Genomic DNA, 22,139 nt, shown 5'->3' on the forward strand with positions numbered 1-22,139 from the left:
CCACGCCGCGCCGTACCCTCACACTGTGGCACCAACTCGTCTCACTTCCGCCGCCGCGCCGGCCGTGCCGAGCGTCGACAGTTACCGGGAACGCCTCCGCCTGCCCTGGTGGGGTTGGCTTGCCGGGGCGGCAGCCGGCGCGCTGCTCGCGATGGAGGTCTGGATGGGCTCGAACGGCATCCGGGCCTGGTTGCCGTTTGTCGTGCTGCTGCCGTTGACCGCGCTCGGGCTCTGGTGGGTGGGTCGCATCACGGTCGGCGTACGCGACGGCGAACTGCTGGTCGACGACGCCCGGTTGCCGGTCGAGTACGTCACCGACGCCATCGCACTGGACGCCGACGGGCGCCGCGAGGTCCTCGGCGTCGGCGCCGACCCGCTCGCCTTCGTGGTGCAGCGGCCCTGGGTGGCGGGCGCGGTGCAGGTCGTACTCGACGATCCGGCCGACCCGACCCCGTACTGGGTGGTCAGCTCCCGGCATCCGGTGCGGCTCGCCGAGGCGATTCTCGCCGCCCGCGACCTGGCCGGGACGACCGGTCGGTCCGGCACCGCGGGCGACACCGCCACGGCGGCCGGCTAGTCGTTGTCCGGCCAGTGCCGTCGTGGCTCGGGCCCGCTGATGGAACCCTGCTCGGGTGGGCCGGTGATGGCCCGGAACTGCTTGCGCAGGTCGGTCCGGATCGCGTCGCCCAGGGTGAGCGTCGCCCGGCGGTTGAGGTAACCGGCCACCGCGGCGCCGGTCAGGAACGGGCCGAGCGTGGTCAGGTTGCGCCCGAAGCGCCGCAGCAACGTCTCCCGGAGCTGCTTGCGGACCGCCGGGCCGAGTACGGCACCGACGCCCATCCCCGGCAGGAACGGGTTCACCCCGCGCCGGCTCGCCCACGACTGGATCATCGCCACGGCGCGCTGGCTGCTGCTGCCCGGTAGCGGAACCCCGTACGCCTCGTGCAGCTCGCCGATCAGCTTGATCTCGATGGTCACCACCGCGACCGTCTCCGCGGCCAGCAGGACCGGCGCGGAGAGCAGGGTCGGCGCGACCGCCCACTCCACCGCCGCCACTCCACCGCCGGCCGCACCCACCCCGGCGGTGGCCCGAGCCGCGTTACGGATCAACCGTTCGGCGAGCGCGTCGCCGTCGAGGCCGTCGTAGTGCCGCCGGAGCGTCTCCCGATCCCGGATCGGGATGTGCGGCACCACCTCGCCGACCACGTCGCTCATCCAGCGGATCGCCGCCCTGGGCCGGAACAGGTCGCCCAGACCACGGGCTCGAACCTGGCCGACGAGCCGGCCCAGCAGCCGGCGACGCCGCGCCGGACCGAGGTCGTCCTCGGTCAACGCGGCGATGGTCGCACCGAGGTCCCCCTCGGCGCTCTCCAACTCGGCGTCCGGCGGATTATCCGCCGGGCCGTTCCCCCCAGTCGGCGCCGGCACCCCGTCAGGGGTTCCCGGCGCCTGCTCGGAGCGGGTCATGCGCTGACCTCCAGCCCTGGCGATCCGTCCAACGTCGAGTCGGTCGGATCGAGTCAAGCAGGTCGGTGCCACCCGCGCATCTCGAATCGAACGCGGCCTACCCTCGCCGCGTTGCCTCACCGTCGCCCCCCGGCGACAGTGTCGAACTCAGGCGCACTCGCGGCAGATCAGCTCGCCGTTGCGCTCCACCGCGAGTTGACTGCGGTGGTGTACGAGGAAACAGCGGGCGCAGCGGAACTCGTCCGACTGCATCGGCAGCACCTTCACCGTGAGCTCTTCGTCGGCCAGGTCGGCTCCCGGAAGCTCGAAGCTCTCGGCGACTTCGGCCTCGTCGACGTCCACGGCGCCCGACTGTGAGTCGACGCGCCGGGCCTTCAGCTCTTCCAGGCTGTCCTCGCCGAGGTCGACCTCGTCGCGACGCGGGGCGTCGTAGTCGGTGGCCATCGGTTTCACTCTCCCATATCGATATAGTCGCTTCCGGTTGTAACGCCGGAAGACACTGTTTCGGTTCCCGCTGGCCGGTCATCTTTTTTCCCGGTCGCCGACCCCGGCTCGGTGCCCGGGCCACGGCCGCCAGGAGAACACCCCTGGCGAGCGCGGTACCTTACCCCCCATCGGGCGAGGCATGTATACCGCCCTCGCGGCATGCATGTACGCCCGAGCGGCCAGAGTTGTTCCCAATGTGACTCAGGCGACACGAAGATAGGGGTAGCGGTAGTCCGAACGGCGTCGGCACGCCGGCAGGTTTGCCGGTTTCCGCGCCGGGCCGGACAACAGCTAGCCTCACCGGCATACTCGGTAGCCGACGGCGGCCAGGTCTCACCGGCCGATCGGTACCACCGGTCCACACCTGTACGGGAGCCAACCAGATGAGTTTTGCCCGGGTGCGCGCGTTTGTCGTCGTCGGGGTGCTGGCGGTGCTCGCCCTGGTCTTCGTCGGTGCCGCCCTGATCCGCGACACGCAGAGCGGTGCCGCAGCCGAAGACGCCTGCCCGGCCGGGTTCAAGCGGGCCAACATCGCGCTGCGAGAGGCCAAGGACGTCAAGATCGCTGTCTACAATGCGACCGACACGCCCGCGCTCGCCTCGAACGTCGCGACGGACTTCAAGAACCGGAAGTTCCAGGTCGTCAAGCAGGGCAACGACCCGAAGCGGGTCGACGGGGTGGCGGTGCTGCGGTACGGCCCCAAGGGGATCGCCTCGGCCCACCTGCTGAAGGCGTACTTCCTGGACGAGGCCGAGCCGGAGTACGACCCCAACCGCGAGGACGACACCGTGGACGTGGTGATCGGCAACAGCTACACGCAGCTCGCCACCACCACTGAGGTCAACCAGGCCCTGACCGGGCTCGGTTCGCCGAAGCTGGAGCCGGGCACCTGCCCGGCGAAGGAAGAGAAGTGATCCGCCGCTAGCCGACCGTCACCGGCCCCGACCCCACGAACCGCGGGGGGCGGGGCCGGTTTCGTTCCACCGAAGGGTGGAGCAGTGCCACCCGAACAGGTGGATTGCTCGACCCGGCAGGTCACGGTCTGCCCCGCGGGTCACGGTCCCCCGGCGGCGTCGAGCCGGGCCAGCCGCTCGTGCAGCGGATCGAACAGGGCCGGCGGTGCGGCGATGACCAAATCCGGTCCGGGTGCCGCACCGGCCAGTCCGGCGACCCGCAGCCCGGCCTCGGCCGCGATCAGTCCACCGGCCGCGTGGTCCCAGTGGTTGAGGCCCTTCTCGTAGTAGGCGTCGACGCTGCCCTCGGCGGCGAGACAGAGGTCAATGGCGGCCGCCCCGAACCGGCGGACGTCGCGTACCTGGGTGATCAGTCCGGCCAGCACCCCGGCCTGGTGCGCCCGGCGGGCCGGGTCGTAGCCGAAGCCGGTGGCGACCAGCGCCTGGCCGAGATCGGTCTCGGTCGAGCCGCTGAGCTTGCGGCCGTCCTGCCAGGCGCCGCCGCCCAGGGTGGCGGTCCATTCGTCCCCGGTCGCGGCGTTCCGGACCACCCCCGCCACCACCTCGCCGTCCAGCTCGGCGGCGAGCGACACGGCGTACTGGGGCAGCCCGTACAGGTAGTTCACGGTGCCGTCGATCGGGTCCAGGATCCACCGGACGGCGCCCGGGCCGGACGGAGCGGGGCCGGCGGTGCTGCCGTACTCCTCGCCGAGCACCGTGTCGTCCGGCCGCACCTGCCGCAGGGCCGCGACGACCTGCCGTTCCACCGCCCTGTCGGCGGCGGTGACCACGTCGGTCGCGGTGCTCTTGGTGGCCACCGCGGAAACCCCCTCGGCGCGCATCCGGCGGGCCGTGTCGGCGGCCGACCGGGCCACCTCCAGCGCCAGCTCCAGCAGTTCCTCGGCGGTGGGCCGGCTGCTACCCATGGCGTCCCCTTCTCGCACAGGCTGCGACGTCCGCGCCGGACGCGAGTATCATCCTTACAAAGTCCACATGCGCTCCGAGTCGGCGGCCTCCAGCCGCCGTTTCGGCGTGCGGCGCGGGAGGAACCCCGCAGACGGCGTTACAATTCACGCCTGCCCACGCGCCACGGACCGCCGACACCGGCCGGCCCGGGACTCGGGGGTCCCTCAACCACATCGGTCCGGCACGACGCCTAGCGCTGCGCTGGCCGACCCGGCCGTGCTCGCTCATCGCCTCCGGAAGGTCATTCGTGACAGAACCCCGCCACACCGGCGCCGACGTACGCTCCCTCACCGACACCCTGATCGCCCACGCGCAAAACGCCGGCGGCCAGCTCACGTCGGCAGAGCTGGCGCGCACGGTCGAGTCCGCTGAGGTGACTCCGGCCCAGGCCAAGAAGATCCTACGGGCGCTCTCCGACGCGGGCGTGACCGTCGTGGTCGACGGCTCCGCGAGCACCCGTCGCCGGGTCGCCGCGGCTCGATCGGCCACTCCCGCCTCGCGGGCCACCACTGCCAAGGCCACGGCCAAGAAGGCGTCGCCCGCCCCCAAGCAGGCCACCGGCGCGGACGAGGCGACCCCGGCTCGCAAGGCGGCAGCCCCCCGCGCCGCCAGCGAGGCCGGTAAACCCGCTGAGACGCCCGCCAAGGCCGCCGCCCGGGTGGGCAGGGCCACGAAGGCGGCCGGGGCCGCTGCGGGCGCGACCGGGGCCGTGAAGGCCACCAAAACCGCGGCCAAGCCGAAGTCGGCCGAAGACGGCGGCGTCGACGGCGAGATCGATCCCGAAGAGCTCGCCGCCGAGATCGAGGACGTCGTCGTCGAGGAGCCGGCCGAGCTGACCCAGGCGGCCGAGTCGGACGCGGCCAGCGCCGCCACCGACAACGACTTCGAATGGGACGACGAGGAGTCCGAGGCGCTCAAGCAGGCGCGTCGTGACGCCGAGCTGACCGCCTCCGCCGACTCGGTCCGGGCGTACCTCAAGCAGATCGGCAAGGTCCCGCTGCTCAACGCCGAGCAGGAGGTCGAGCTTGCCAAGCGGATCGAGGCCGGCCTCTACGCCGCCGAGCGCCTGCGCGCGGCCGAGGAGGGCGAGGAGAAGCTCGTCATCCAGATGACGCGCGACCTCGGTTGGATCTCCCGCGACGGCGAACGGGCGAAGAACCACCTGCTGGAGGCGAACCTCCGACTCGTGGTCTCCCTGGCCAAGCGGTACACCGGCCGCGGCATGGCCTTCCTCGACCTGATCCAGGAGGGCAACCTCGGCCTCATCCGGGCCGTCGAGAAGTTCGACTACACCAAGGGCTACAAGTTCTCCACCTACGCCACCTGGTGGATCCGCCAAGCCATCACCCGCGCCATGGCCGACCAGGCCCGCACCATCCGCATCCCGGTGCACATGGTCGAAGTGATCAACAAGCTGGGCCGGATCCAGCGCGAGCTGCTCCAGGACCTGGGCCGCGAGCCCACCCCGGAGGAGCTGGCGAAGGAGATGGACATCACACCTGAAAAGGTGTTGGAGATCCAGCAGTACGCGCGGGAGCCGATCTCGCTCGACCAGACCATCGGCGACGAGGGCGACAGCCAGCTCGGCGACTTCATCGAGGACTCCGAAGCGGTGGTCGCGGTCGACGCGGTCTCCTTCTCGCTCCTGCAGGACCAGCTCCAGCAGGTGCTCCAGACCCTCTCCGAGCGGGAGGCCGGGGTGGTACGACTGCGCTTCGGACTCACCGACGGGCAGCCTCGCACCCTGGACGAAATCGGTCAGGTGTACGGGGTCACCCGCGAGCGGATCCGGCAGATCGAGTCGAAGACGATGTCGAAACTGCGCCATCCGTCCCGTTCCCAGGTACTGCGGGACTATCTGGACTGAGCCAAAACGTCAACCAGTTGTGTCGCTTTGATCACCAGGTGTACAACACCCGATAGCGATCGGCCGGTTTCCCGGTTGTGATCGTTGACGTGGCACCCTTGGTGCACGGCACACTGTCTCTACCACGTGTGACCTCGGTCCCCCGCGGGCACACTGGGAAGGCCACACCCCGCCAGGGTGTTGCACGATAGGTGAGCAACGACCGAAGAGAGTGTTCATCGGTGACGACCCGAGGAGGAAGGCGATGACCCCGACCCTCACGCCGCCGCCCGCAACGGTGGCTCCCCCAGCCGCCGATGAACGGTGCGACCGCTGCAACGCCGCCGGCAAGCTCCGGATCACCCTCGCGGGTGGGAGCGAGCTGGTGTTCTGTGGACATCACGCGAACAAGTACGCCGAAGATCTGGTGAAGATCACGGTCCGGTTCGCGGCTGACCCAGATTTCACGTGGCGTGGCGCCGATCTGATGGCGAACTGATACGAAACCCCACATAGTCGGCCGGAGGCGCCCCTGACGGGCACCTCCGGTCGTCTATCTATCCCCGTCCGACAAACCGGCTGGGCACGCCCTGCCCGGTACGGACGGGACAAGCGGCGCACCGTACCCGGAGACGCCCGTACCGCCGATCGTGGCGGCGCGGGCGTCTCCGAGTCCGTCTTCGGCCCGGTCAGAGCGTCTGGATCGTGGCGATCCGCTCCTCGAGCTGCTCGATGGTCGCCTGAGCGCTCGGCGGGCCACCACAGAGCCGGCGCAGCTCCGCGTGGATCTTCCCGTGCGGCAGGCCCGTACGGTGATGGTGGGCTGCGACCAGGGTGTTGAGCTGGCGGCGCAGGGTGACCCGGCGCTCCGCCGCACTGCGCGGCGCGGTCGGTTCGCGGGGCGCCGGCACCGGCTCGTTCGCCGCCCGGCGTCGCTTCGCCGCCGCCTGCTCGGCCTGACGCTTGTTCAGCAGCACCGACACCTGGTCCGCGGTGAGCAGGCCGGGCAGCCCCAGATATTCCTCCTCCTCCGGCGTACCGGCCTGGGCCGTGGTGCCGAACGAGGCCCCGTCGAAGATCACCTGGTCGAGGTGGGCGGTCGCCTCGAGCACCTCGAACCGCTTGTCCAGCTCGCCGCTGGCCTTCTCCTCGCGCTGGGCCCGTTCGAGCAGGTCGTCCTCGAAGCCCTCCCGCTTCTTGGGCTCCCCGAGCACGTGGTCACGCTCGGCCTCCAGCTCGCTGGCCAGCCCCAGCAGGTGCGGCACGCTCGGCAGGAAAACCGACGCGGTCTCCCCCGGCCGGCGGGCCCGGACGAACCGCCCGATCGCCTGGGCGAAGTAGAGCGGGGTCGAAGCGCTGGTCGCGTAGACGCCGACGGCTAGCCGGGGGATGTCGACGCCCTCGGAGACCATCCGTACGGCGACCATCCAGCGCTGGTCCGACTCGGCGAAAGCGGCGATCCGGGCCGACGAGCCCACGTCGTCGGAGAGCACCACCACGGCCTTCTCCCCGGTGACCCGCTCGATCAGCCGGGCGTACGCCCGAGCCGCCTGCTGGTCGGTGGCGATCACCAAGCCGCCCGCGTCGGTCATCCCGCCCGCCCGGAGCACCTGGAGCCGGGCATCCGCGGCCCGCAGCACCTGCGGCATCCAGTCGCCGGCCGGGTCCAGCACCGTACGCCACGCCTGCGCGATCAGGTCCGGCGTCATCGGGTCACCCAACCGGGCCGCCAGCTCGTCGCCCGCGTTCGTACGCCACCGCGTCTCACCCGAGTACGCGAGGAAGATCACCGGGCGCACCACGCCGTCGCGGAGCGCGTCGGCGTACCCGTAGGTCGAGTCGGAGCGGGAGCGGGGCAGCCCGTCGCCGCCCCGCTCGTACGTGACGAACGGGATCGGGTTGTCGTCGGAGCGGAACGGCGTACCGGTGAGCATCAGGCGACGTACGGCCGGCTCGAAAGCCGCCTTCACCCCGTCCCCCCAGGTGCGGGAGTCACCGGCGTGGTGCACCTCGTCCAGGATCACCAGCGTCCGCCGGGTCATCGTGCGCCGACGGTGCACCTGCGGCGCCATGCCCACCTGCGCGTACGTCACCACCGCGCCGTGGAAGTCGGTGGAGGAGTGCAGGTCGGCGTTGCGGAACGCGGAGTCGAGTTGGATACCCACCCGCGCGGCAGCCAGCGACCACTGGGTCTTGAGGTGCTCGGTCGGTGCGACCACGGTGACCGCTTCGACGGTCCCGTCGGCGAGCAGTTCGGCGGCGATCCGCAGGGCGAAGGTGGTCTTGCCCGCACCGGGGGTGGCGACCGCCATGAAGTCCTCGGAACGCCGTCGCAGGTATCCCACCAGCGCCTTGCGCTGCCAGTCCCGCAGCGCCGGAAAGGTGTCGATCGCCGGCAGTCGGGCACCCACGCGAGAATCTCCCCTTCGGCTACCGGGACCGCGCGCTCGCGGACCGGAGGGCCGCGGCGCGGCGGTGGTAGCGGTAACGGTGGACCATGAAAACGCCTCCGCGACCCAGGTGGCGCGCGAAGGCCGCCCCAGCATAACCAGCGGAGCCGGACCGCCCCAGGCGACACCACCGCACCGTTGGTCACACTCCCCGGTGCTCGACCCCACGCTCGGACGGCGATGAACCGGCACGATCGGCCGCAAGACCAGCCGCGCGGTCCGCCCCCGGTCTATCGGCCGCAAGACCAGCCGCGCGGTCCGCCCCTGGTCTTTCGGGCGCGAGACCAGCCGCACGGTCCGCCCCTGGTCTTTCGGGCGCGAGACCAGCCGCACGGGCCGGCCCTGGTCTTTCGGGCGCGAGACCAGCCGCACGGGCCGGCCCCGCACTCTCGGGCGCCGGACCAGCGGCACGGGCCGGAACCTGGGGGGCGCCACGGTCCAACACCGTCGCGACGGTGGGATCCGGCACGTGTACGGCGGCACGCCCCGGCGCTGCGCTGGGATCCGGCACCGCTGCGGCGGTCTGGTCCGGCATGGTCGCGGCGGTGTGGTCGGACGGCGCTGGTGTGGTCGGATCCGGGGTGGCTGACGCGGCGCGGTCCCGAGCGGTTGCGGCCGTGCGGTGCGACGCACCGGTAGACCGCCGGGACCGCCGTCGGCGGGTCGGGACCGGGTGTCCGGTTCCCGGTACGACGACCAACGGGACCGGTGCCGACCAGCGTCGGCGCAGCGCCACCAGGCGCAGGCCGAAGATGAGCACCACCGCCGCGACCAGGGGCAGCGGTCCGGTCACTCCGGCGTAGTCCAGGGCAACCACCACGATCGACCCGGCCAGGGCAGCGACCGCGTAGATCTCCCGCCGCAGCACCACCGGGATCTCCCCGGTGAGCAGGTCCCGCCCCAGACCACCACCGATCGCGGTGAGCATGCCGATCAGTACGGCGCCGACCGGCGGCACGTCGGCCGCGAGCGCCTTCAGCGTGCCGGTGACGGTGAACAGGCCCAGCCCGGCCGCGTCGAGGATCAGGACCGCCGTACGCAGCCGGGCCAGTTGCGGATGCAGCCAGAAGACCGCGGCTGCGGTGAGCGCGGCGGTGACCGCGTACCGCCAGTCGGCGAAGGCCAGCGGCGGGACCTCGTCGATCACCAGGTCACGGAAGATCCCGCCGCCCAACGCGGCGACGAAGCCGACAAAAACCACGCCGAAGAGGTCGAGCCGCTTGACCACCGCCGCCGACGCCCCGGACGCGGCGAACACGGCCACGCCAGTCAGGTCGGCCAGTAGCAGGGCGGTGGAGGTGGTCACCGCAGAATGTTACGCGCTGTCGATGGAACGGGTCGGCGGGTCAGTCACGCATCGACTCGTAGATCTCCTTGCACTGCGGGCAGACCGGTGAACCCGGCTTGGCCGCCTTGGTCACAGGGAACGTCTCGCCGCAGAGAGCGATGACGAACGTACCCATGACCGCACTTTCAGCGATCTTCTCTTTCCGGACATAATGAAACATCTCCGGCCCGGTGTCCGCGTCCTTCAGTTCCGGACGCTCAAGAACCTCGGTGCTCACGTCGGCATTACCTCCCAGAATGACCCCGCAACTTTCCAGTTTGGCAGGTCACTGCCGCAGGGTCCACCGGAACACCCACCGACCGGCCCCGTACGGTGATCAACGTGACCAAGTTCAACATCCGCTACGGCGCCGAGGTTGCCGACGCCCGACGCGACGGGCGCCCGATCGTGGCGCTGGAGAGCACCATCGTCTCGCACGGGCTGCCCCGGCCCGACAACCTCCGGGTCGCCCGGGAGATCGAACAGGCGGTCCGGTCCACCGGCGCCGTACCCGCCACCATCGGCATGGTCGAGGGCGAACTGGTGGTCGGCTTGGACGACAACCAGCTCACCCGGCTGGCCAGCACGGACGGGGTGGCGAAACTCTCCGTACGCGACCTGGCCGTGGCCGCCGCGACCGGCGCGGACGGCGCCACCACGGTCGCCGCGACCAGCGCGGTCGCCGCCGCAGCCGGCATCGGCGTCTTCGCCACCGGTGGCCTGGGCGGGGTACACCGCGAGGCGGCGCAGACCTTCGACGAGTCGGCCGACCTGACCGCACTGGCCCGGACCCCGATCGCGGTGGTCTGCGCCGGGGTGAAGTCGATCCTCGACGTCGGTGCCACGCTGGAACGGCTGGAGACGCTCGGCGTCACCGTGCTCGGCTACCGCACCCACCACTTCCCCGGCTTCTTCATCACCGACAGCGGCTTCACCCTGGACTGGTCGGTGGAAACGCCGGAGCAGATCGCCGCGGTGCTGGCCGCGCGGGCGGACCACGGCGTACAGGCGGGAGGTGTGATCGTGGCGAACCCGCTGCCGGTCGACGAGCAACTCGACCCGGACCTGCACGACCGGACCCTGGCCGACGGGCTGGCCCTGATGTCCCGCGACGGGGTGACCGGCAAGGCGGTGACCCCGTTCCTGCTCTCCCACTTCCACTCCTCCACCGGCGGCGCGAGCCTGGCGGTCAACGTACGGATCATCCTGCGCAACGCGGCCCTGGCCGGCCAGATCGCGGTGGCAGCGGCGGCCCGGACGGACACCAGCGCCGGATGACCGGGGCGGCACGGATCATCGCGGTCGGCGACATCGTCACCGACGTCCTCGCGGTGCTCTCCGGGCCGCTGGCGACCGGCTCCGACACCCCGGCCGCCATCCGCCTCACCGGCGGCGGCCAGGCCGCGAACACCGCGGCCTGGCTGGCCTCGCGGGGCAACCCGGTGACCCTGGTCGCCGTGGTCGGCGACGACGAGGCCGGGCGCGCACGGGTGGCGGAACTGACCGAAGCCGGGGTCGACTGCGCCGTACGCCGCTGCGCCGACGCGCCGACCGGCACGGTGATCGTGCTCGCCGGGGCCGGTGAACGCACGATGATCAGCGAACGGGGTGCAAACCTGCGGCTGGCGCCGGCCGACCTGGACGCGGCCCTGGACGCCGCACCGGACGCCCGGCACCTGCACCTGTCCGCGTACACGCTGTTGGACGCCGGTTCCCGCGACGCCGGCCAGCACGCGCTGGCCGCGGCGCGCGAGCGCGGGCTCACCACCAGCGTCGACGCGGCGTCCGCCGAGCCGCTGCGGCAGGTCGGCGCGGCGGCCTTCCTGGAGTGGGTACGCGACGCCGACCTGCTGCTCGCCAACGCGGACGAGGCGGAGGTGCTCGCCGGGTCGCAAACCGCGCGAGCCCAGGCGGAGGCGTTGACGGGTGTGGTCAGGCACGCCGTGGTGAAACGGGGCGGGGACGGAGCGGTCTGGGCGTCTCGGGGTGGTCCGACCGTCGAGGCGGTGGTGCGGCGGGTGCGGGTAGTGGATGCGACCGGGGCGGGGGATGCGTTCGCGGCTGGTCTGCTGGCGGCTTGGACTCGTGGCTTGGGGCCGGGTGAGGCGCTGAGGTGGGCTGGCGAGGTTGGTGGGTTGGCGGTGTCTGCGGTTGGTGCTCGGCCTGTGGTTTGAGCTTGGTTTCGGGGGCGGCGCGCGGGTGGGGTTTCGGGGGCGGCGTACCCCGCTCTGGGCGGTCAAGCTTGATCCCGACGCGGGGCACGCCGCCCCCGAAACCCGACCTGGGCGCTCTTTCAGTGAATGAGGGGTTATCCGGTTGTGGATAGCCCCTCTTTCTCTACATCAGGGTTTCCATGTGGGTTGGGTGTCGGGTGTGCGAGGTTTTTGGGCTTGATCAACTCTCGTCGGGGGCGGGTTGGCGGAATGTTGGCGGGCCCGGGGCGGTTATACATCGCGTACGACCGGAGCAGCGCCGGGGTTGTGTTCTCGCCTCGTGCCGGCTGTGGCCTCGTACTTCTTTCCCCGTACGCCAGCGCCCTTTTCCCCTGTGGGCGCGCGTCGGGTACCCCCGAATGGAAGGTGAACCATCGTGAAGACGACTTTCACCGCTGTTACCAAGACTTCGTTTGTTCGTAAGACCGCTCTGGGTGTTGCCAGCCTGGCGTTTGTTGGTGGTGCGGTTGCGGGGCCTGTGGGTCACGTGTTCGCGTCCCCGGCTGAGCATGCCGCCCCGGCGATGACCACGGTCGCGCAGGTGACCAGTGACAAGCCGGGTATGGACAAGCTCGTGCCGCATGGTACGCAGGGTGCGCAGTCGAGCATCGACCTGAGCAAGGACCAGACCGACAACGCCAAGGCGATTGTCGAGACGGCGAAGAAGCTGGGTATGGGTGAGCGTGGTGCCGTGATCGCGGTTGCGACCTCGATGCAGGAGTCGAAGCTGGAGAACCTGGGTCATCTGGGTGACATGAACGACCACGACTCGCTGGGTCTGTTCCAGCAGCGACCCAGTTCGGGTTGGGGTACGCCTGAGCAGATCACCGACCCCACCTACGCCTCGACCGCGTTCCTGAGCAACCTGAAGCAGGTTGATGGTTGGCAGGACATGCCGCTGACGGATGCGGCGCAGAAGGTTCAGGTGTCGGCGTTCCCGGATGCGTACGCGCAGTGGGAGAACCAGGCCGCGCACATCGTGCAGGACGTCTGGACCAAGTAAGCAACACGAATAGCGAACAGAAGCCGGGTCCCCTGTGAAGGGGGCCCGGCTTTTCGCGTACGCGGAAGTTTGGGGTTTAGGGTTCGGCGTCTATTACGGGGTGGGGACGTTCGGCGGGGAGGCTGCGTGGCGGGGTGTCGTCCAGGTGACGCTGGCGACGGCGGGCGCCGAAGCGGTGCTCCTCCTTTGGCGGCCGGTCGTTGGCGAGCAGCACGGCCAGCCAGGGTACGAGGACCATGCCGACGGCACAGAGTGGCAGCCAGAGCCAGAGCAGGGGTGCCTTGACGCCGACCAGGATGGCACCGGCGACGATGCAGACGACGCGGATCGACATCATCACCACGTAGCGCACCTGGCGGCTGTGCAGCTGATCCTGCTGGCTGCGTGAGGCGTCGGTGATCAGGATCGGCTGGTACGCCTGGTGCTTCACCACGGTCCTCCTCGCAGGGGATGCCGCTCCATCCTCGCACTTCGTCGACGGTGCCGACGAAAAGCGGACTGCTCTCTTCCGTGTTACGTACGTGGTACGCTCTCGCCGTGGGCAGCAGGTTCAGCTTCACCGACGAGGCGTTGGGCAACCTGAAGGTCTACGGCGTCACCCCCGGCGAGGTCTGGGAGGCCCTGCACAGCTCGCGGCGGGTCATCCGACACCTCGGCGACGACGTGATGGTCATGTACGCGACCGCACGCCGCGGACGCCGGTTGGCCATCCTGCTCGCCGAGGCCGACCACAGCGACAACGACTGGGACGTCCTCTCCGCACGCGACCTCAGCGACAGCGAGTCCAAGCGCTACGACGAGGCGATCCGGGGATGGCGACGATGAGGAGGCGGTGACGATGAACCGACACGACGCGACCAAGCACTTCCACGAGGGCGGCGACCGGCTCGCGGACCTGATCGACGACAGTCAGCCGGTCGACCTGCCGACGCCCGACACGGACGTGCCGATGGTCAGCCGGTCCGTACGGCTGCCGCTGGACACCTACGAACGGGTCCGCGCCGCCGCCGACGCCCGTGGCATCGGGGTCACCACCCTGATGCGGCAGTGGATCGAGGCGGGCCTGGCCGACCTGGACGACTCGGCGACGGTGTCCCTGGCTGACGTACGCCGGGCGCTGGCCGCGCTCGCCCACCCGACCGCCGCCTGACCCGCCACCACCCGCGCCACCGTCGGGCGAGCCGCGCTCAGACCTTGGCGGCTGCCTTCATCTCCTTCTTGTAGGCGCGCACCTTCGCCAGCGACTCGTCGTCGACGATGTCCGCGACCGAGCGGTACGCGCCCTCGTCGCCGTAGCCGCCGGCAGCCTCGCGCCAGCCGTCGGGCTGTACGCCGTACTGCTTGCCGAGCAGGGCCACGAAGATCTGTGCCTTCTGCTTGCCGAAGCCCGGCAGCGACACGATCCGCTTGAACAGCTCGGCGCCGTCCGACACGTCCCGCCACAGCGCGGCGGGGTCACCGTGGTACCGGTCGACGATGACCCGGCACACCTCCTGGACCCGTGCCGCCATCGCCTTCGGGAAGCGGTGCAGTGCCGGCGGGGTCGCGAAGATCGCGAGCAGTTCGTCCGGGTCGAAGTCGGCCAACTCGGCCGCGGTCGGCTCGTGCCCGAGCCGCTGCACGAGTACGTGCGGAGACGTGAACGCCTTCTCCATCGTCACTTGCTGATCAAGCGTCAGGCCGATCACCACCGCCAGTGGGTCCCGGTCCAGCAGCGCGTTCGCCTCGGGGGCGATCGGCAACGAGAAGCTCATGCCCCCATCATGCCGGGTACGGCTTCGGCTGGACCAGCGGCACGGCCGGCTCGGCACCATCGACCTGGGCCCGCCAGTAGGCGAGTCTGGTACGGGTGCGATCCGTGTGCGGGTGGTCGGCGCCGAGCACCCGGATCCGGTCGACGAGCAGTTCCTCCAGTTCCGCCACCGCGCCCGCCGGATCACCGGCCTCGCCCCGCCACCGGGCGAGGTTGTAGCGGGTGGTGAGGGTGCTGGGGTGGTCGGGCCCGAGGACCCGTACCCGATCGGCCAGCAACAGGGCGGAGGCGGTCCGGGCACCGGCGGGGTCGCCGGCCAGACCGCGCCAGAAGGCCACGTTGTAACGGGTGTTGAGGGTGTTCGGATGATCCGGGCCCAGCACCCTCGACAAATCCTCCAGCAACTGCTCGAAGGCGACCAGGGCACCGGCCGGGTCCCCCGCCCTGCCTCGCCAGAAGGCCAGGTTGTGCCGGGCGTTGAGGGTGTCGAAGTGGTCCGAGCCGAGGAGCCGGAGGAAATCGGCCAACACCTCACCGAACTCACGGGCGGCCCGCTCCGGTTCACCCGCGGTGCCCCGCCAGTTGGCGAGATTGCCCCGGCAGACCAGGGTCTCCCGGTCGTCCGCCCCGTCGACCCGCAACCGGTCCGCCAACAGCCGCTCGTACGCGGCCACGGCCGCCACCGGCTCACCGTTCTGGCCCAGGGCGTACGCAACATGGTGGCGCGCGGTCAGGGTGTCGGCGTGATCGGCACCGAGCCGCGCTTCGGCACGGTCGCGCAGCCGTTGCCAGTAGACCAGCGCGTCGGCGGCGAGACCGGATTCGCTGAGGCTCCGGCCGGTCCGCCACAACAGCGGATGCGGCTCGGGATCCCACAGCAACGGGTCGGCGTGGCGGTCGAGGGTTTCCGCGTTGGCTCGGAGTACCTGGCCGAGGGCGCTGTCCCGCTCGATCTCCGGCCAGGTGCGGTGGAGGGCGTCCGCCAGGGTGAGCGCCGCCAGCCGGAACTGTTCGGGGCGCAACTGTTCCCGGGTGGCCCGCTGCACCAGGCCGTGTACCCGGACGGCCCGAGCCGCCTGGGCGGGTTCGAAACTGATCAGGTTGACGCGGTGCAGGCCGTACAGCGTGTCGCTGGCATCCTCGGCGTCCACGGCCCGCTCCCCCGCATGCTCGACCGGCCGGGCGTGCCGCAGGTGGTCAAGGGTCACCTGGGTGGTGAGCACCGGCGCGGGGACGCCATTCGGGTCCAGCAGACTGAGCAGGTGGAGCATCGACCGGGCCAGACCCGGTGGGTGCAGCCGGTCGGCGAGTTCGACGGAGAGTGCCCAGGTGGCGGCCACCGTCTCGCGGTGGTCGTCCGGCAGCGCGCCCGGCTCGGGCAGGAGTTCCGGCAGCCTGCGCCGGGCGTCGACCAGCCGGCGTCGGTAGTCGCCGAAGCCCAGTCCCCGGTCGGCCAGGTAGGCGGCGGCCTGGGCCAGGGCCAGCGGCAGGTGACCCAGCTCGGCGGCGAGCAGCCGGGCCTGTCCCGCCTCGTCGTCGCGACCGGTCTTCCCGACGAGGTAGCGGGTGGCCTGGTCCGGGGTGAACAGACCGACCTCGACCAGCCGACGACCGGCCCCGACCAGGGCGGTGTCCCGGCGCCGGGTGGTCACCACGGTGTGCCCGGTCACCGGTTGCGGTGGCCAGAGTCCGTGCAGGTCGGCCGGGTCGGAAAGGTCGTCGAGCACGATCAGCCAGCGCCGCTCGGTCTGGGCCAGCCAGGCGAGGAAGCGGCGGGCGTCGGCGTCGCCGCCGGTACGTTCGCCCGGCAGCACCTCGGCCGCCGCCCCGGCATAACCGGCGACGATCGAGTCCCGGCTGCGGGCGGTGATCCAGACCAGCAGGTCCACCGCGCGTTCCTGCCAGGCGTGACGGGCCAGTTGCGCCGCGACCTGGGTCTTGCCCACCCCGCCCAGGCCGACCAGCACCCGCACCCCGGCGACCGGCTCCGCGGTGCCGTCCGAGTCGCCGTTGCCGTAAGGCTCGACGGCACGGTCCTGGAAGCAGTCCGCCGCGGCCGGGACCACGCCGACCCGGCAGGGCCAGGTCACCGGCGGGCGGGCGGCCACGAAGAGGTTCGTCTGGAAGCCGCCGTCGCCGACCTGTACGCCGAGCGCGGCGGCGGCATCGACGTGCCAGCGCGGCGTCGCCTGCGGACCGACCTCCACGTCCACCTCCCGGGAGCCAATCATGCCCGGCCGAGCGGTCGGGTGGGTGTCACGTCGGCGGCAGCGGCGTCCGGCGGCCGTAGAGCGCCTGGATGCCTTCCTCGTCTGATTCGTCCATCTCCGACGCCACCCCTCGTCCGCCGGGAATCGCCCCGGGCGGAGCAGCTCCGCTCCGGTGTCCGCCAGCTAACCTCAGCTCGTCCGGTCGCGGCTACCCCGACCGGCGCGCCCGCCGCCGACCCACCCACGGCTACTCACCCACATCGGGCCGTGGCGGACGGTAGTCGTACCGGGAGAAGGAGAACGACCCGTGACCACGCCGCACCGGCCCGACCTGGCCGCGCAGCTCGACCTCGCAAGCCACCCCGAGGGCGGCTGGTTCCGCGAAACCTGGCGGTCCGCGCACAGCTTCCACCCCGACGGGTACGCCGCGGCGCGCAGCGCGGCCACCGCGATCCTGTTCCTGCTCGCCCCCGGTGAGGAGTCCCGCTGGCACCTGGTCCGCTCGGACGAGCTGTGGTTCTGGCACTCCGGCGGACCGCTGACCCTGCGCTTCGGCGGCACCGGGGAGCAGCCGGCGGCCGACCCGGACGAGGTGCTGCTCGGCGCCGACGTGGCCGCCGGCCAGCAGCCACAGGTGCTCATCCCCGGCGGGGTGTGGCAGGCGGCGGTGCCCGCCGGTGACCAGCCGGTGCTGGTGAGCTGCGTGGTCGCGCCGGGCTTCGACTTCGCCGACTTCCGGCTGCTCTGACTCGCCAACCGCTTCTACCGGGGGTTGTGCCCGGCATGCCCGGACCCAACCGGCAGGATGGCGGGGTGGACGAAAACGACATGCTCCTCTCCGCGGCCGGCGTCGACCAGCTCCGCACGGCACTGACCAACGCCGGTTACACGTCGAGCGGCATCGCCGGCCGGCTTGGTCCGCAGGCGACCAGCGGGATGGCCCGCAACGACTTCCGGGCGGCGCTGCGGATCACCGCGGACCGGGACCCGCTCGGCACGCTGATCCGGCTGTTCGTCTGCGCACAGACCGAGCCGGAGGCGGCGGTCGCGGCGGCCCTGGCCCCGCTGCCGCTGGCCGACGCCCTCGCCGCCGGGCTGGTCGAACGCACCGACGGCGGGCTGCGCCAGGGCATCGACCTGGAGCCGTACGGGGACGCCTGGTGGGCGCTGTCCGACGTGCCGGCGAGCGCCCGACCTGGGCGTCCGCTCGCCGCCGACCATGTGCTGGGCATCGGTGGGGCGTCGACCACGCTGGTCGGCGCGACCGTACGGCGGCCGGTCGAGACCGCCCTGGACCTCGGCACCGGCTCCGGCGTACAGGCACTGCACCTGGCCACCCACGCACGCCGGGTGACCGCCACCGACTTCTCCACCCGTTCGCTGCGTTTCGCGGCGACCACCGCCGCGCTCAACGGCCAGCAGTGGGAGCTGTTGCACGGCGACATGACCGCACCGGTCGCCGGTCGCCGCTTCGACCTCGTGGTCAGCAACCCGCCGTTCGTGGTCGGGCCCGGCACCACCACGCACAGCTACCGCGACTCGGGACGGGTCGGCGACGGGATCGCGGCGGAATTGGCCGCCGCAGCGCCGGACCTGCTGACCGAGGGCGGCACCATGCAGTACCTCGCCAACTGGGTGCACGTCGCCGGTGAGGACTGGGGCGAGCGGGTGGCCGGTTGGTTCGCCGGCACCGGGCTCGACGCCTGGGTGATCCAGCGCGAGGTGGCCGACCCGATGGCGTACGTCGACCTGTGGCTGGCCGACGCGAGCGAGGCGACCGACCCGCACCGGATCGCCGCCTGGCTGGACTGGTTCGACGCGCAGAAGGTGGAGGCGGTCGGCTTCGGGCTGATCAACCTGCGCCGGGGCGGGCACGACCAGCCGGTGGTCCGGGTCGAGGACCTTCGCCAACCGGTGCAGCCGCCGATGGGCGACCAGATCGCCGGCTGGTTCGACCGCCAGGACTGGCTGCGCGTACGCGACACCGAGGCGCTGCTGGCCAGCCGCTACCGGATCGCGGAGGGGTTGCAGCTGCGGCAGGAGGCGACCATGGGTCCGGACGGCTGGGCGGTGGACCGGCAGGTGCTCGCCATGCCGCACGGGCTGCGCTGGAGCGAGGAGGTGGACCCACTGGTGCTGGCCCTGGTCAGCGGAGCCGACGGGCAGGTGCCGCTGCGCGAGCAGCTGGCGGTGCTGGCGATCGCGCACGAGGTGGCGGCCGACGACCTGGCCGACGCGGCCGGCCCGATCATCGCGCACCTGGTGGAACGGGGTCTGATCACCCCCGAGACGGACTGATCGCGGTGCGCGCGGTGGTGCAGACGGTCAGTCGGGCCAGTGTCACGGTCGACGGCGAGGTGGTCGGTGCGATCGCCGACGGACTGCTGGTGCTGGTCGGGGTGACCCACACCGACACCCCGGCGGCGGCCGAGACGATGGCCCGCAAGGTGTACGAGCTGCGGATCCTGGACGACGAGCGGTCGGCGTCGGAGGTCGGGGCGCCGGTGCTGGTGGTCAGCCAGTTCACCCTGTACGGCGACGCCCGCAAGGGCCGGCGGCCGAGCTGGGGCGGTGCGGCGCCGGCCGAGCTGGCCGAGCCGTTGGTGAAGTCGTTCGCCGAGGCGCTGCGGGCGCGCGGCGCGACGGTCGAGACCGGCCGGTTCCGGGCCCACATGCTGGTCGAGAGCGTGAACGTCGGCCCGTGCACGATCCTGCTAGACGTGTGAGCGGTCCCGGCCCTCGCACGAGCCTGCTCGACCTGTGAGCGGGCCGGGGACGATCCTGCTCGATTGCTGAGCGGTCCCGGCCCGGCCCGCTCCACCAGGTGTGGGCGGGACGGGCCGGGTGGGACGGCTAGAAGAACAGGCCGCGCTGGCGCATCGACTGGCGCAGCCAGCCGTCGAGCTGGGCGGCCCAGTCGGTCTGGTCGGCGGTGGCGTAGTCGACCGTGAACCGGCCGAACGCGTCGCGGCCCTCGGAGAAGACGCCGCCCCGCTTGTCGATCTCCAAGACGAGTTGGAGGTGCTGGGGCGTACCGACGAAGCTCAGTTCGAGCTGGTTGATGGCGCGGGCGTACTGGGGCGCCGGGTAGAACTCGATCTCCTGGTAGAACGGCAGCGTCTGCTGCACCCCGTAGATCCGGCCCCGCTCGACGTCGGCCCGGGTGAACCGGAAGCCGAGCCGGAGCAGGGCGTCGAGGATGCGCTCCTGCGCCGGCAACGGATGTACGGCAACCGCGTCGAGGTCGCCCTTGTCCACCGCGCGGGCCACCTCCAACTCGGTACGCAGCCCCATCGTCATGCCGTGCAGGTGCTGGCCGTAGACCTCGGTGATCGGCGTCTCCCACGGCACCTCGAAGCGGAACGGGATCTCGTGCCGTTGCCCGCCCTCCAGCCGGAACGCGCCGGTGGCGCGCTGGCGCTGGAACTCCTGCGTGGTGTCGTACTCGCCGTCGCCGCTCTCCACCTCGACCCGGGTGACGAGGCCCAACGCGACGTACTCGATGTCGACCGGGTGGTCGCCCCCGCTGATCTGGATCCGGCCCTCGAGCTGCCCGCCCGGACGGCAGTTCGGGTTGTTCAGCACGGTTTCCACGGACGGGCCACCTACACCCATCGCCTGCATCAGTCTTTTGAAGACCACGCCGTCCTCCCTGGCTTTCTTCGGCTCTTGCTGGTTCTCGTTGCTGGCCCGGTGGCCAATCGGTGGCACAGTAACCGGTCCCGGCAAGCCCTCGTTCGCAGACTGAGCGCTCAGAATATTATCGACGTACCGCATTAAATCGGGTAAGTCACCCGGATCACCTCCCGGATTCATGCCACCTGGACGATCGCCTCACCGCCGCTTCACGCCCCGCCCGCCAAGCTGTTTCCATCGGCGCCACAGGGCTGCCGGTACGCGCCACTTAGTCGACGCGGGGAGGCGACTGAAGATGGTCCTCAACATGATCCAGAACGAACTGCACCCGGCCGCCGTCATCGGGCCCGATAACAGCAAGGTTGCCGACAGCCTGGTTGTCGACAGCAGCACCACGGACACGCTGGTCGACCTGGACGCCACCGACGAGCGGGGCGTGTCGGCCGACCTGGTCCGCGCCTACCTCAACGGCATCGGCCGGACCAAGCTGCTCACCGCCGTACAGGAAGTCGACCTGGCCAAGCGGATCGAGGCCGGTCTCTACGCCGAGGAGAAGCTGGCCGGCGACCCGCCCGCGGCGCTGCGGCGGGACCTCACCGTCGTGGCCGACCAGGGTCGGCTGGCGAAGAACCACCTGCTGGAGGCGAACCTCCGACTCGTGGTCAGCATCGCCAAGCGCTACACCGGCCGCGGCATGGCCTTCCTCGACCTGATCCAGGAGGGCAACCTCGGCCTCATCCGGGCCGTCGAGAAATTCGACTACACCAAGGGCTACAAGTTCTCCACCTACGCCACCTGGTGGATCCGCCAGGCCATCACCCGCGCCATGGCCGACCAGGCCCGCACCATCCGCATCCCGGTGCACATGGTCGAGCAGGTCAACCGGATGGTCCGGGCCCGCCGCGACCTCGCCACCACGCTCGGCCGCGAACCCACCGTGGCCGAGGTCGCCGTGGCGCTGGGCGTACCGGAGTTCCAGGTGATCGAGCTGATCTCGTACGACCGGGAGCCGGTCAGCCTGGACCAGGCCGTCGGCGAGGACGGCGAGAGCGCGCTCGGTGACTTCGTCGCCTCGGTCGACCCGCGCGAGGAGCCGGGCGACGCCGTCTCCCAGGGTCAGTTGCGCAACGAGGTGGAGATCGTGCTGGCCACCCTCTCCCAACGGGAGGAGGCGGTGATCCGGCTGCGCTTCGGGCTCGACGACGGACGGCAGCGCACCCTGGACGAGGTGGGACGGGAGTTCGGGCTCTCCCGCGAACGGATCCGGCAGATCGAGAAGGTGACCCTGCTCAAGCTCCGCCACCCGTCACGCGCCGACCGCCTGGAGGCGTACGCGAGCTGACGCTCACCGGCCGTACGGAAGGGCCTCCGGTCGACAGCGGTTCGCGTCGACCAGGGGTCCTTTCCGTGTCCGGCCCGACCGGCGCCATGATCAGGGGACGGGGTGAGAGAGTTCGGGCATGAGAATCGCGAACCTGGGCCTGCGATTCCTGCTGGAGCTCGGCGCGCTGGTCGCGCTCGCCTACGGCGGCTGGCTGGCCGGCGAGCCACAACTGTGGCAGCGGCTGCTGCTGGCCGTGCTGTTCCCGCTCGCCGCCGCGCTGATCTGGGGCCGCTGGGTCGCGCCGAGATCGGACCGGAAGCTGGCCGACCCGGTACGCCTGGTCCCGGAGTGGGTGGTCTTCGGCAGCGCGACCGCCGTACTGGTTGTCGCCGGCCGTCCCTACCTCGGCGCCGCGCTGGCGGTACTGGCCGCCGCCAACCGACTGATGCTGTGGCGCCTGGGCAGCGACACCGACGGCCGCGCGGTGCGTTGACCGGACCCGGCC

Annotated in this window: 23 protein-coding genes and 1 pseudogene; 14 read left to right on the forward strand and 10 right to left on the reverse strand. The window is 71.3% G+C overall.

Annotated elements, in window-relative coordinates; genetic code table 11:
• Positions 1-25: 25 nt before the first annotated feature.
• Complete coding sequence (locus tag AB0J90_RS21695) at positions 26-577, forward strand: DUF3093 domain-containing protein (protein ID WP_363598479.1); 552 nt, start codon at positions 26-28, stop codon at positions 575-577.
• Here AB0J90_RS21695 and AB0J90_RS21700 read toward each other — a convergent pair.
• Together AB0J90_RS21700 and AB0J90_RS21705 are read right to left on the reverse strand one after the other, a co-directional pair.
• Positions 574-1,467 carry a hypothetical protein gene (locus tag AB0J90_RS21700; protein ID WP_363598481.1) on the reverse strand — a complete coding sequence of 298 codons (894 nt, stop codon included), beginning with the start codon at positions 1,465-1,467 and terminating at the stop codon, positions 574-576. The two genes, AB0J90_RS21695 and AB0J90_RS21700, sit on opposite strands and share 4 nt — an antisense overlap.
• Positions 1,468-1,614: 147 nt before the next feature.
• Positions 1,615-1,911: a DUF4193 domain-containing protein gene (locus tag AB0J90_RS21705; RefSeq protein WP_121159124.1), complete on the reverse strand. Its 297-nt coding sequence runs from the start codon at positions 1,909-1,911 to the stop codon at positions 1,615-1,617.
• A 440-nt stretch (positions 1,912-2,351) separates the two neighbouring features.
• On the opposite strand from AB0J90_RS21705, the gene AB0J90_RS21710 reads away from it, so the two are divergent.
• A complete protein-coding gene (locus AB0J90_RS21710; protein ID WP_363598600.1) occupies positions 2,352-2,867 on the forward strand; it encodes a LytR C-terminal domain-containing protein in 516 nt (171 codons plus the stop codon).
• Positions 2,868-3,007: 140 nt separating this feature from the next.
• Here AB0J90_RS21710 and AB0J90_RS21715 read toward each other — a convergent pair whose 3' ends face one another.
• Complete coding sequence (locus tag AB0J90_RS21715) at positions 3,008-3,832, reverse strand: inositol monophosphatase family protein (RefSeq protein ID WP_363598483.1); 825 nt, start codon at positions 3,830-3,832, stop codon at positions 3,008-3,010.
• Positions 3,833-4,119: 287 nt separating this feature from the next.
• Here AB0J90_RS21715 and AB0J90_RS21720 point away from each other — a divergent pair, with 287 nt between their 5' ends.
• Together AB0J90_RS21720 and AB0J90_RS21725 are read left to right on the forward strand one after the other, a co-directional pair.
• On the forward strand, positions 4,120-5,739 hold the full coding sequence (locus AB0J90_RS21720; RefSeq protein ID WP_363598485.1) for an RNA polymerase sigma factor: 1,620 nt from the start codon (positions 4,120-4,122) through the stop codon (positions 5,737-5,739).
• A gap of 244 nt (positions 5,740-5,983) precedes the next feature.
• Positions 5,984-6,217, forward strand: a complete 234-nt coding sequence (locus AB0J90_RS21725; protein ID WP_326560202.1) for a hypothetical protein — start codon at positions 5,984-5,986, stop codon at positions 6,215-6,217.
• Positions 6,218-6,407: 190 nt separating this feature from the next.
• On the opposite strand, the gene AB0J90_RS21730 is transcribed toward AB0J90_RS21725, so the two are convergent.
• The 3 genes and pseudogenes from AB0J90_RS21730 to AB0J90_RS21740 all read right to left on the reverse strand — a co-directional run bounded on the left by AB0J90_RS21730 (position 6,408) and on the right by AB0J90_RS21740 (position 9,733).
• Positions 6,408-8,129 (reverse strand): DEAD/DEAH box helicase family protein, encoded by a 1,722-nt coding sequence (locus AB0J90_RS21730; protein ID WP_363598487.1) that lies wholly within the window; start codon positions 8,127-8,129, stop codon positions 6,408-6,410.
• A gap of 742 nt (positions 8,130-8,871) precedes the next feature.
• Positions 8,872-9,474, reverse strand: a pseudogene (locus AB0J90_RS21735) (trimeric intracellular cation channel family protein); the annotation flags it as partial.
• Between the two features lie 40 nt (positions 9,475-9,514).
• Entirely contained in the window at positions 9,515-9,733 is a 219-nt protein-coding gene (locus tag AB0J90_RS21740; protein WP_326560204.1) for a DUF3039 domain-containing protein, read from the reverse strand.
• Positions 9,734-9,837: 104 nt separating this feature from the next.
• Here AB0J90_RS21740 and AB0J90_RS21745 point away from each other — a divergent pair, with 104 nt between their 5' ends.
• From AB0J90_RS21745 to AB0J90_RS21755, 3 genes are all read left to right on the forward strand, one after another.
• Positions 9,838-10,773 carry a pseudouridine-5'-phosphate glycosidase gene (locus AB0J90_RS21745; RefSeq protein WP_363598489.1) on the forward strand — a complete coding sequence of 312 codons (936 nt, stop codon included), beginning with the start codon at positions 9,838-9,840 and terminating at the stop codon, positions 10,771-10,773.
• Positions 10,770-11,669: a PfkB family carbohydrate kinase gene (locus tag AB0J90_RS21750; protein ID WP_363598491.1), complete on the forward strand. Its 900-nt coding sequence runs from the start codon at positions 10,770-10,772 to the stop codon at positions 11,667-11,669. The genes AB0J90_RS21745 and AB0J90_RS21750 overlap by 4 nt, the downstream gene beginning before the upstream one ends.
• 415 nt (positions 11,670-12,084) lie before the next feature.
• Entirely contained in the window at positions 12,085-12,711 is a 627-nt protein-coding gene (locus tag AB0J90_RS21755; RefSeq protein ID WP_363595165.1) for a hypothetical protein, read from the forward strand.
• Between the two features lie 76 nt (positions 12,712-12,787).
• On the opposite strand, the gene AB0J90_RS21760 is transcribed toward AB0J90_RS21755, so the two are convergent.
• Positions 12,788-13,144 (reverse strand): DUF3099 domain-containing protein, encoded by a 357-nt coding sequence (locus AB0J90_RS21760; RefSeq protein WP_363598493.1) that lies wholly within the window; start codon positions 13,142-13,144, stop codon positions 12,788-12,790.
• Between the two features lie 104 nt (positions 13,145-13,248).
• Between AB0J90_RS21760 and AB0J90_RS21765 the strand changes: the two genes are divergently transcribed.
• Both AB0J90_RS21765 and AB0J90_RS21770 read left to right on the forward strand, forming a co-directional pair.
• Positions 13,249-13,536, forward strand: a complete 288-nt coding sequence (locus AB0J90_RS21765) for a hypothetical protein (protein ID WP_363598495.1) — start codon at positions 13,249-13,251, stop codon at positions 13,534-13,536.
• Between the two features lie 13 nt (positions 13,537-13,549).
• Entirely contained in the window at positions 13,550-13,861 is a 312-nt protein-coding gene (locus tag AB0J90_RS21770) for a hypothetical protein (RefSeq protein WP_326560209.1), read from the forward strand.
• 37 nt (positions 13,862-13,898) lie between these two features.
• Here AB0J90_RS21770 and AB0J90_RS21775 read toward each other — a convergent pair whose 3' ends face one another.
• Both AB0J90_RS21775 and AB0J90_RS21780 read right to left on the reverse strand, forming a co-directional pair.
• Positions 13,899-14,465 (reverse strand): HhH-GPD-type base excision DNA repair protein, encoded by a 567-nt coding sequence (locus tag AB0J90_RS21775; RefSeq protein ID WP_363598497.1) that lies wholly within the window; start codon positions 14,463-14,465, stop codon positions 13,899-13,901.
• A gap of 7 nt (positions 14,466-14,472) precedes the next feature.
• The gene (locus AB0J90_RS21780) at positions 14,473-16,671 is read right to left on the reverse strand and encodes a tetratricopeptide repeat protein (protein WP_363598499.1); all 2,199 of its coding nucleotides are present in this window, start codon (positions 16,669-16,671) and stop codon (positions 14,473-14,475) included.
• Positions 16,672-16,981: 310 nt separating this feature from the next.
• On the opposite strand from AB0J90_RS21780, the gene AB0J90_RS21785 reads away from it, so the two are divergent.
• From AB0J90_RS21785 to dtd, 3 genes are all read left to right on the forward strand, one after another.
• Positions 16,982-17,422 (forward strand): cupin domain-containing protein, encoded by a 441-nt coding sequence (locus AB0J90_RS21785; RefSeq protein WP_363598501.1) that lies wholly within the window; start codon positions 16,982-16,984, stop codon positions 17,420-17,422.
• A gap of 65 nt (positions 17,423-17,487) precedes the next feature.
• The gene (locus AB0J90_RS21790; RefSeq protein WP_363598503.1) at positions 17,488-18,972 is read left to right on the forward strand and encodes a methyltransferase; all 1,485 of its coding nucleotides are present in this window, start codon (positions 17,488-17,490) and stop codon (positions 18,970-18,972) included.
• A 5-nt stretch (positions 18,973-18,977) separates the two neighbouring features.
• On the forward strand, positions 18,978-19,400 hold the full coding sequence (gene dtd, locus AB0J90_RS21795; RefSeq protein WP_363598505.1) for a D-aminoacyl-tRNA deacylase: 423 nt from the start codon (positions 18,978-18,980) through the stop codon (positions 19,398-19,400).
• 127 nt (positions 19,401-19,527) lie between these two features.
• Here the strand turns inward: dtd and AB0J90_RS21800 are convergent, their stop codons facing one another.
• The gene (locus tag AB0J90_RS21800) at positions 19,528-20,316 is read right to left on the reverse strand and encodes a sporulation protein (RefSeq protein ID WP_363598507.1); all 789 of its coding nucleotides are present in this window, start codon (positions 20,314-20,316) and stop codon (positions 19,528-19,530) included.
• A gap of 289 nt (positions 20,317-20,605) precedes the next feature.
• On the opposite strand from AB0J90_RS21800, the gene sigB reads away from it, so the two are divergent.
• A complete protein-coding gene (gene sigB, locus AB0J90_RS21805; protein WP_363598509.1) occupies positions 20,606-21,652 on the forward strand; it encodes an RNA polymerase sigma factor SigB in 1,047 nt (348 codons plus the stop codon).
• 118 nt (positions 21,653-21,770) lie between these two features.
• Positions 21,771-22,127: a YrdB family protein gene (locus AB0J90_RS21810; RefSeq protein WP_363598511.1), complete on the forward strand. Its 357-nt coding sequence runs from the start codon at positions 21,771-21,773 to the stop codon at positions 22,125-22,127.
• Positions 22,128-22,139: the final 12 nt, after the last annotated feature.

This window comes from Micromonospora sp. NPDC049523 (assembly GCF_040676775.1).
GTDB lineage: Bacteria > Actinomycetota > Actinomycetes > Mycobacteriales > Micromonosporaceae > Micromonospora_G.

What these genes read in the sequence shown, in the direction of transcription:
- AB0J90_RS21700 (WP_363598481.1), bottom strand. Translation starts at nt 1,467, where the DNA reads ATGACCCGCTCCGAGCAGGCGCCGGGAACCCCTGACGGGGTGCCGGCG.
- AB0J90_RS21705 (WP_121159124.1), bottom strand. Translation starts at nt 1,911, where the DNA reads ATGGCCACCGACTACGACGCCCCGCGTCGCGACGAGGTCGACCTCGGC.
- AB0J90_RS21715 (WP_363598483.1), bottom strand. Translation starts at nt 3,832, where the DNA reads ATGGGTAGCAGCCGGCCCACCGCCGAGGAACTGCTGGAGCTGGCGCTG.
- AB0J90_RS21725 (WP_326560202.1), top strand. Translation starts at nt 5,984, where the DNA reads ATGACCCCGACCCTCACGCCGCCGCCCGCAACGGTGGCTCCCCCAGCC.
- AB0J90_RS21750 (WP_363598491.1), top strand. Translation starts at nt 10,770, where the DNA reads ATGACCGGGGCGGCACGGATCATCGCGGTCGGCGACATCGTCACCGAC.
- AB0J90_RS21770 (WP_326560209.1), top strand. Translation starts at nt 13,550, where the DNA reads ATGAACCGACACGACGCGACCAAGCACTTCCACGAGGGCGGCGACCGG.
- AB0J90_RS21775 (WP_363598497.1), bottom strand. Translation starts at nt 14,465, where the DNA reads ATGAGCTTCTCGTTGCCGATCGCCCCCGAGGCGAACGCGCTGCTGGAC.
- sigB (WP_363598509.1), top strand. Translation starts at nt 20,606, where the DNA reads ATGGTCCTCAACATGATCCAGAACGAACTGCACCCGGCCGCCGTCATC.
- AB0J90_RS21810 (WP_363598511.1), top strand. Translation starts at nt 21,771, where the DNA reads ATGAGAATCGCGAACCTGGGCCTGCGATTCCTGCTGGAGCTCGGCGCG.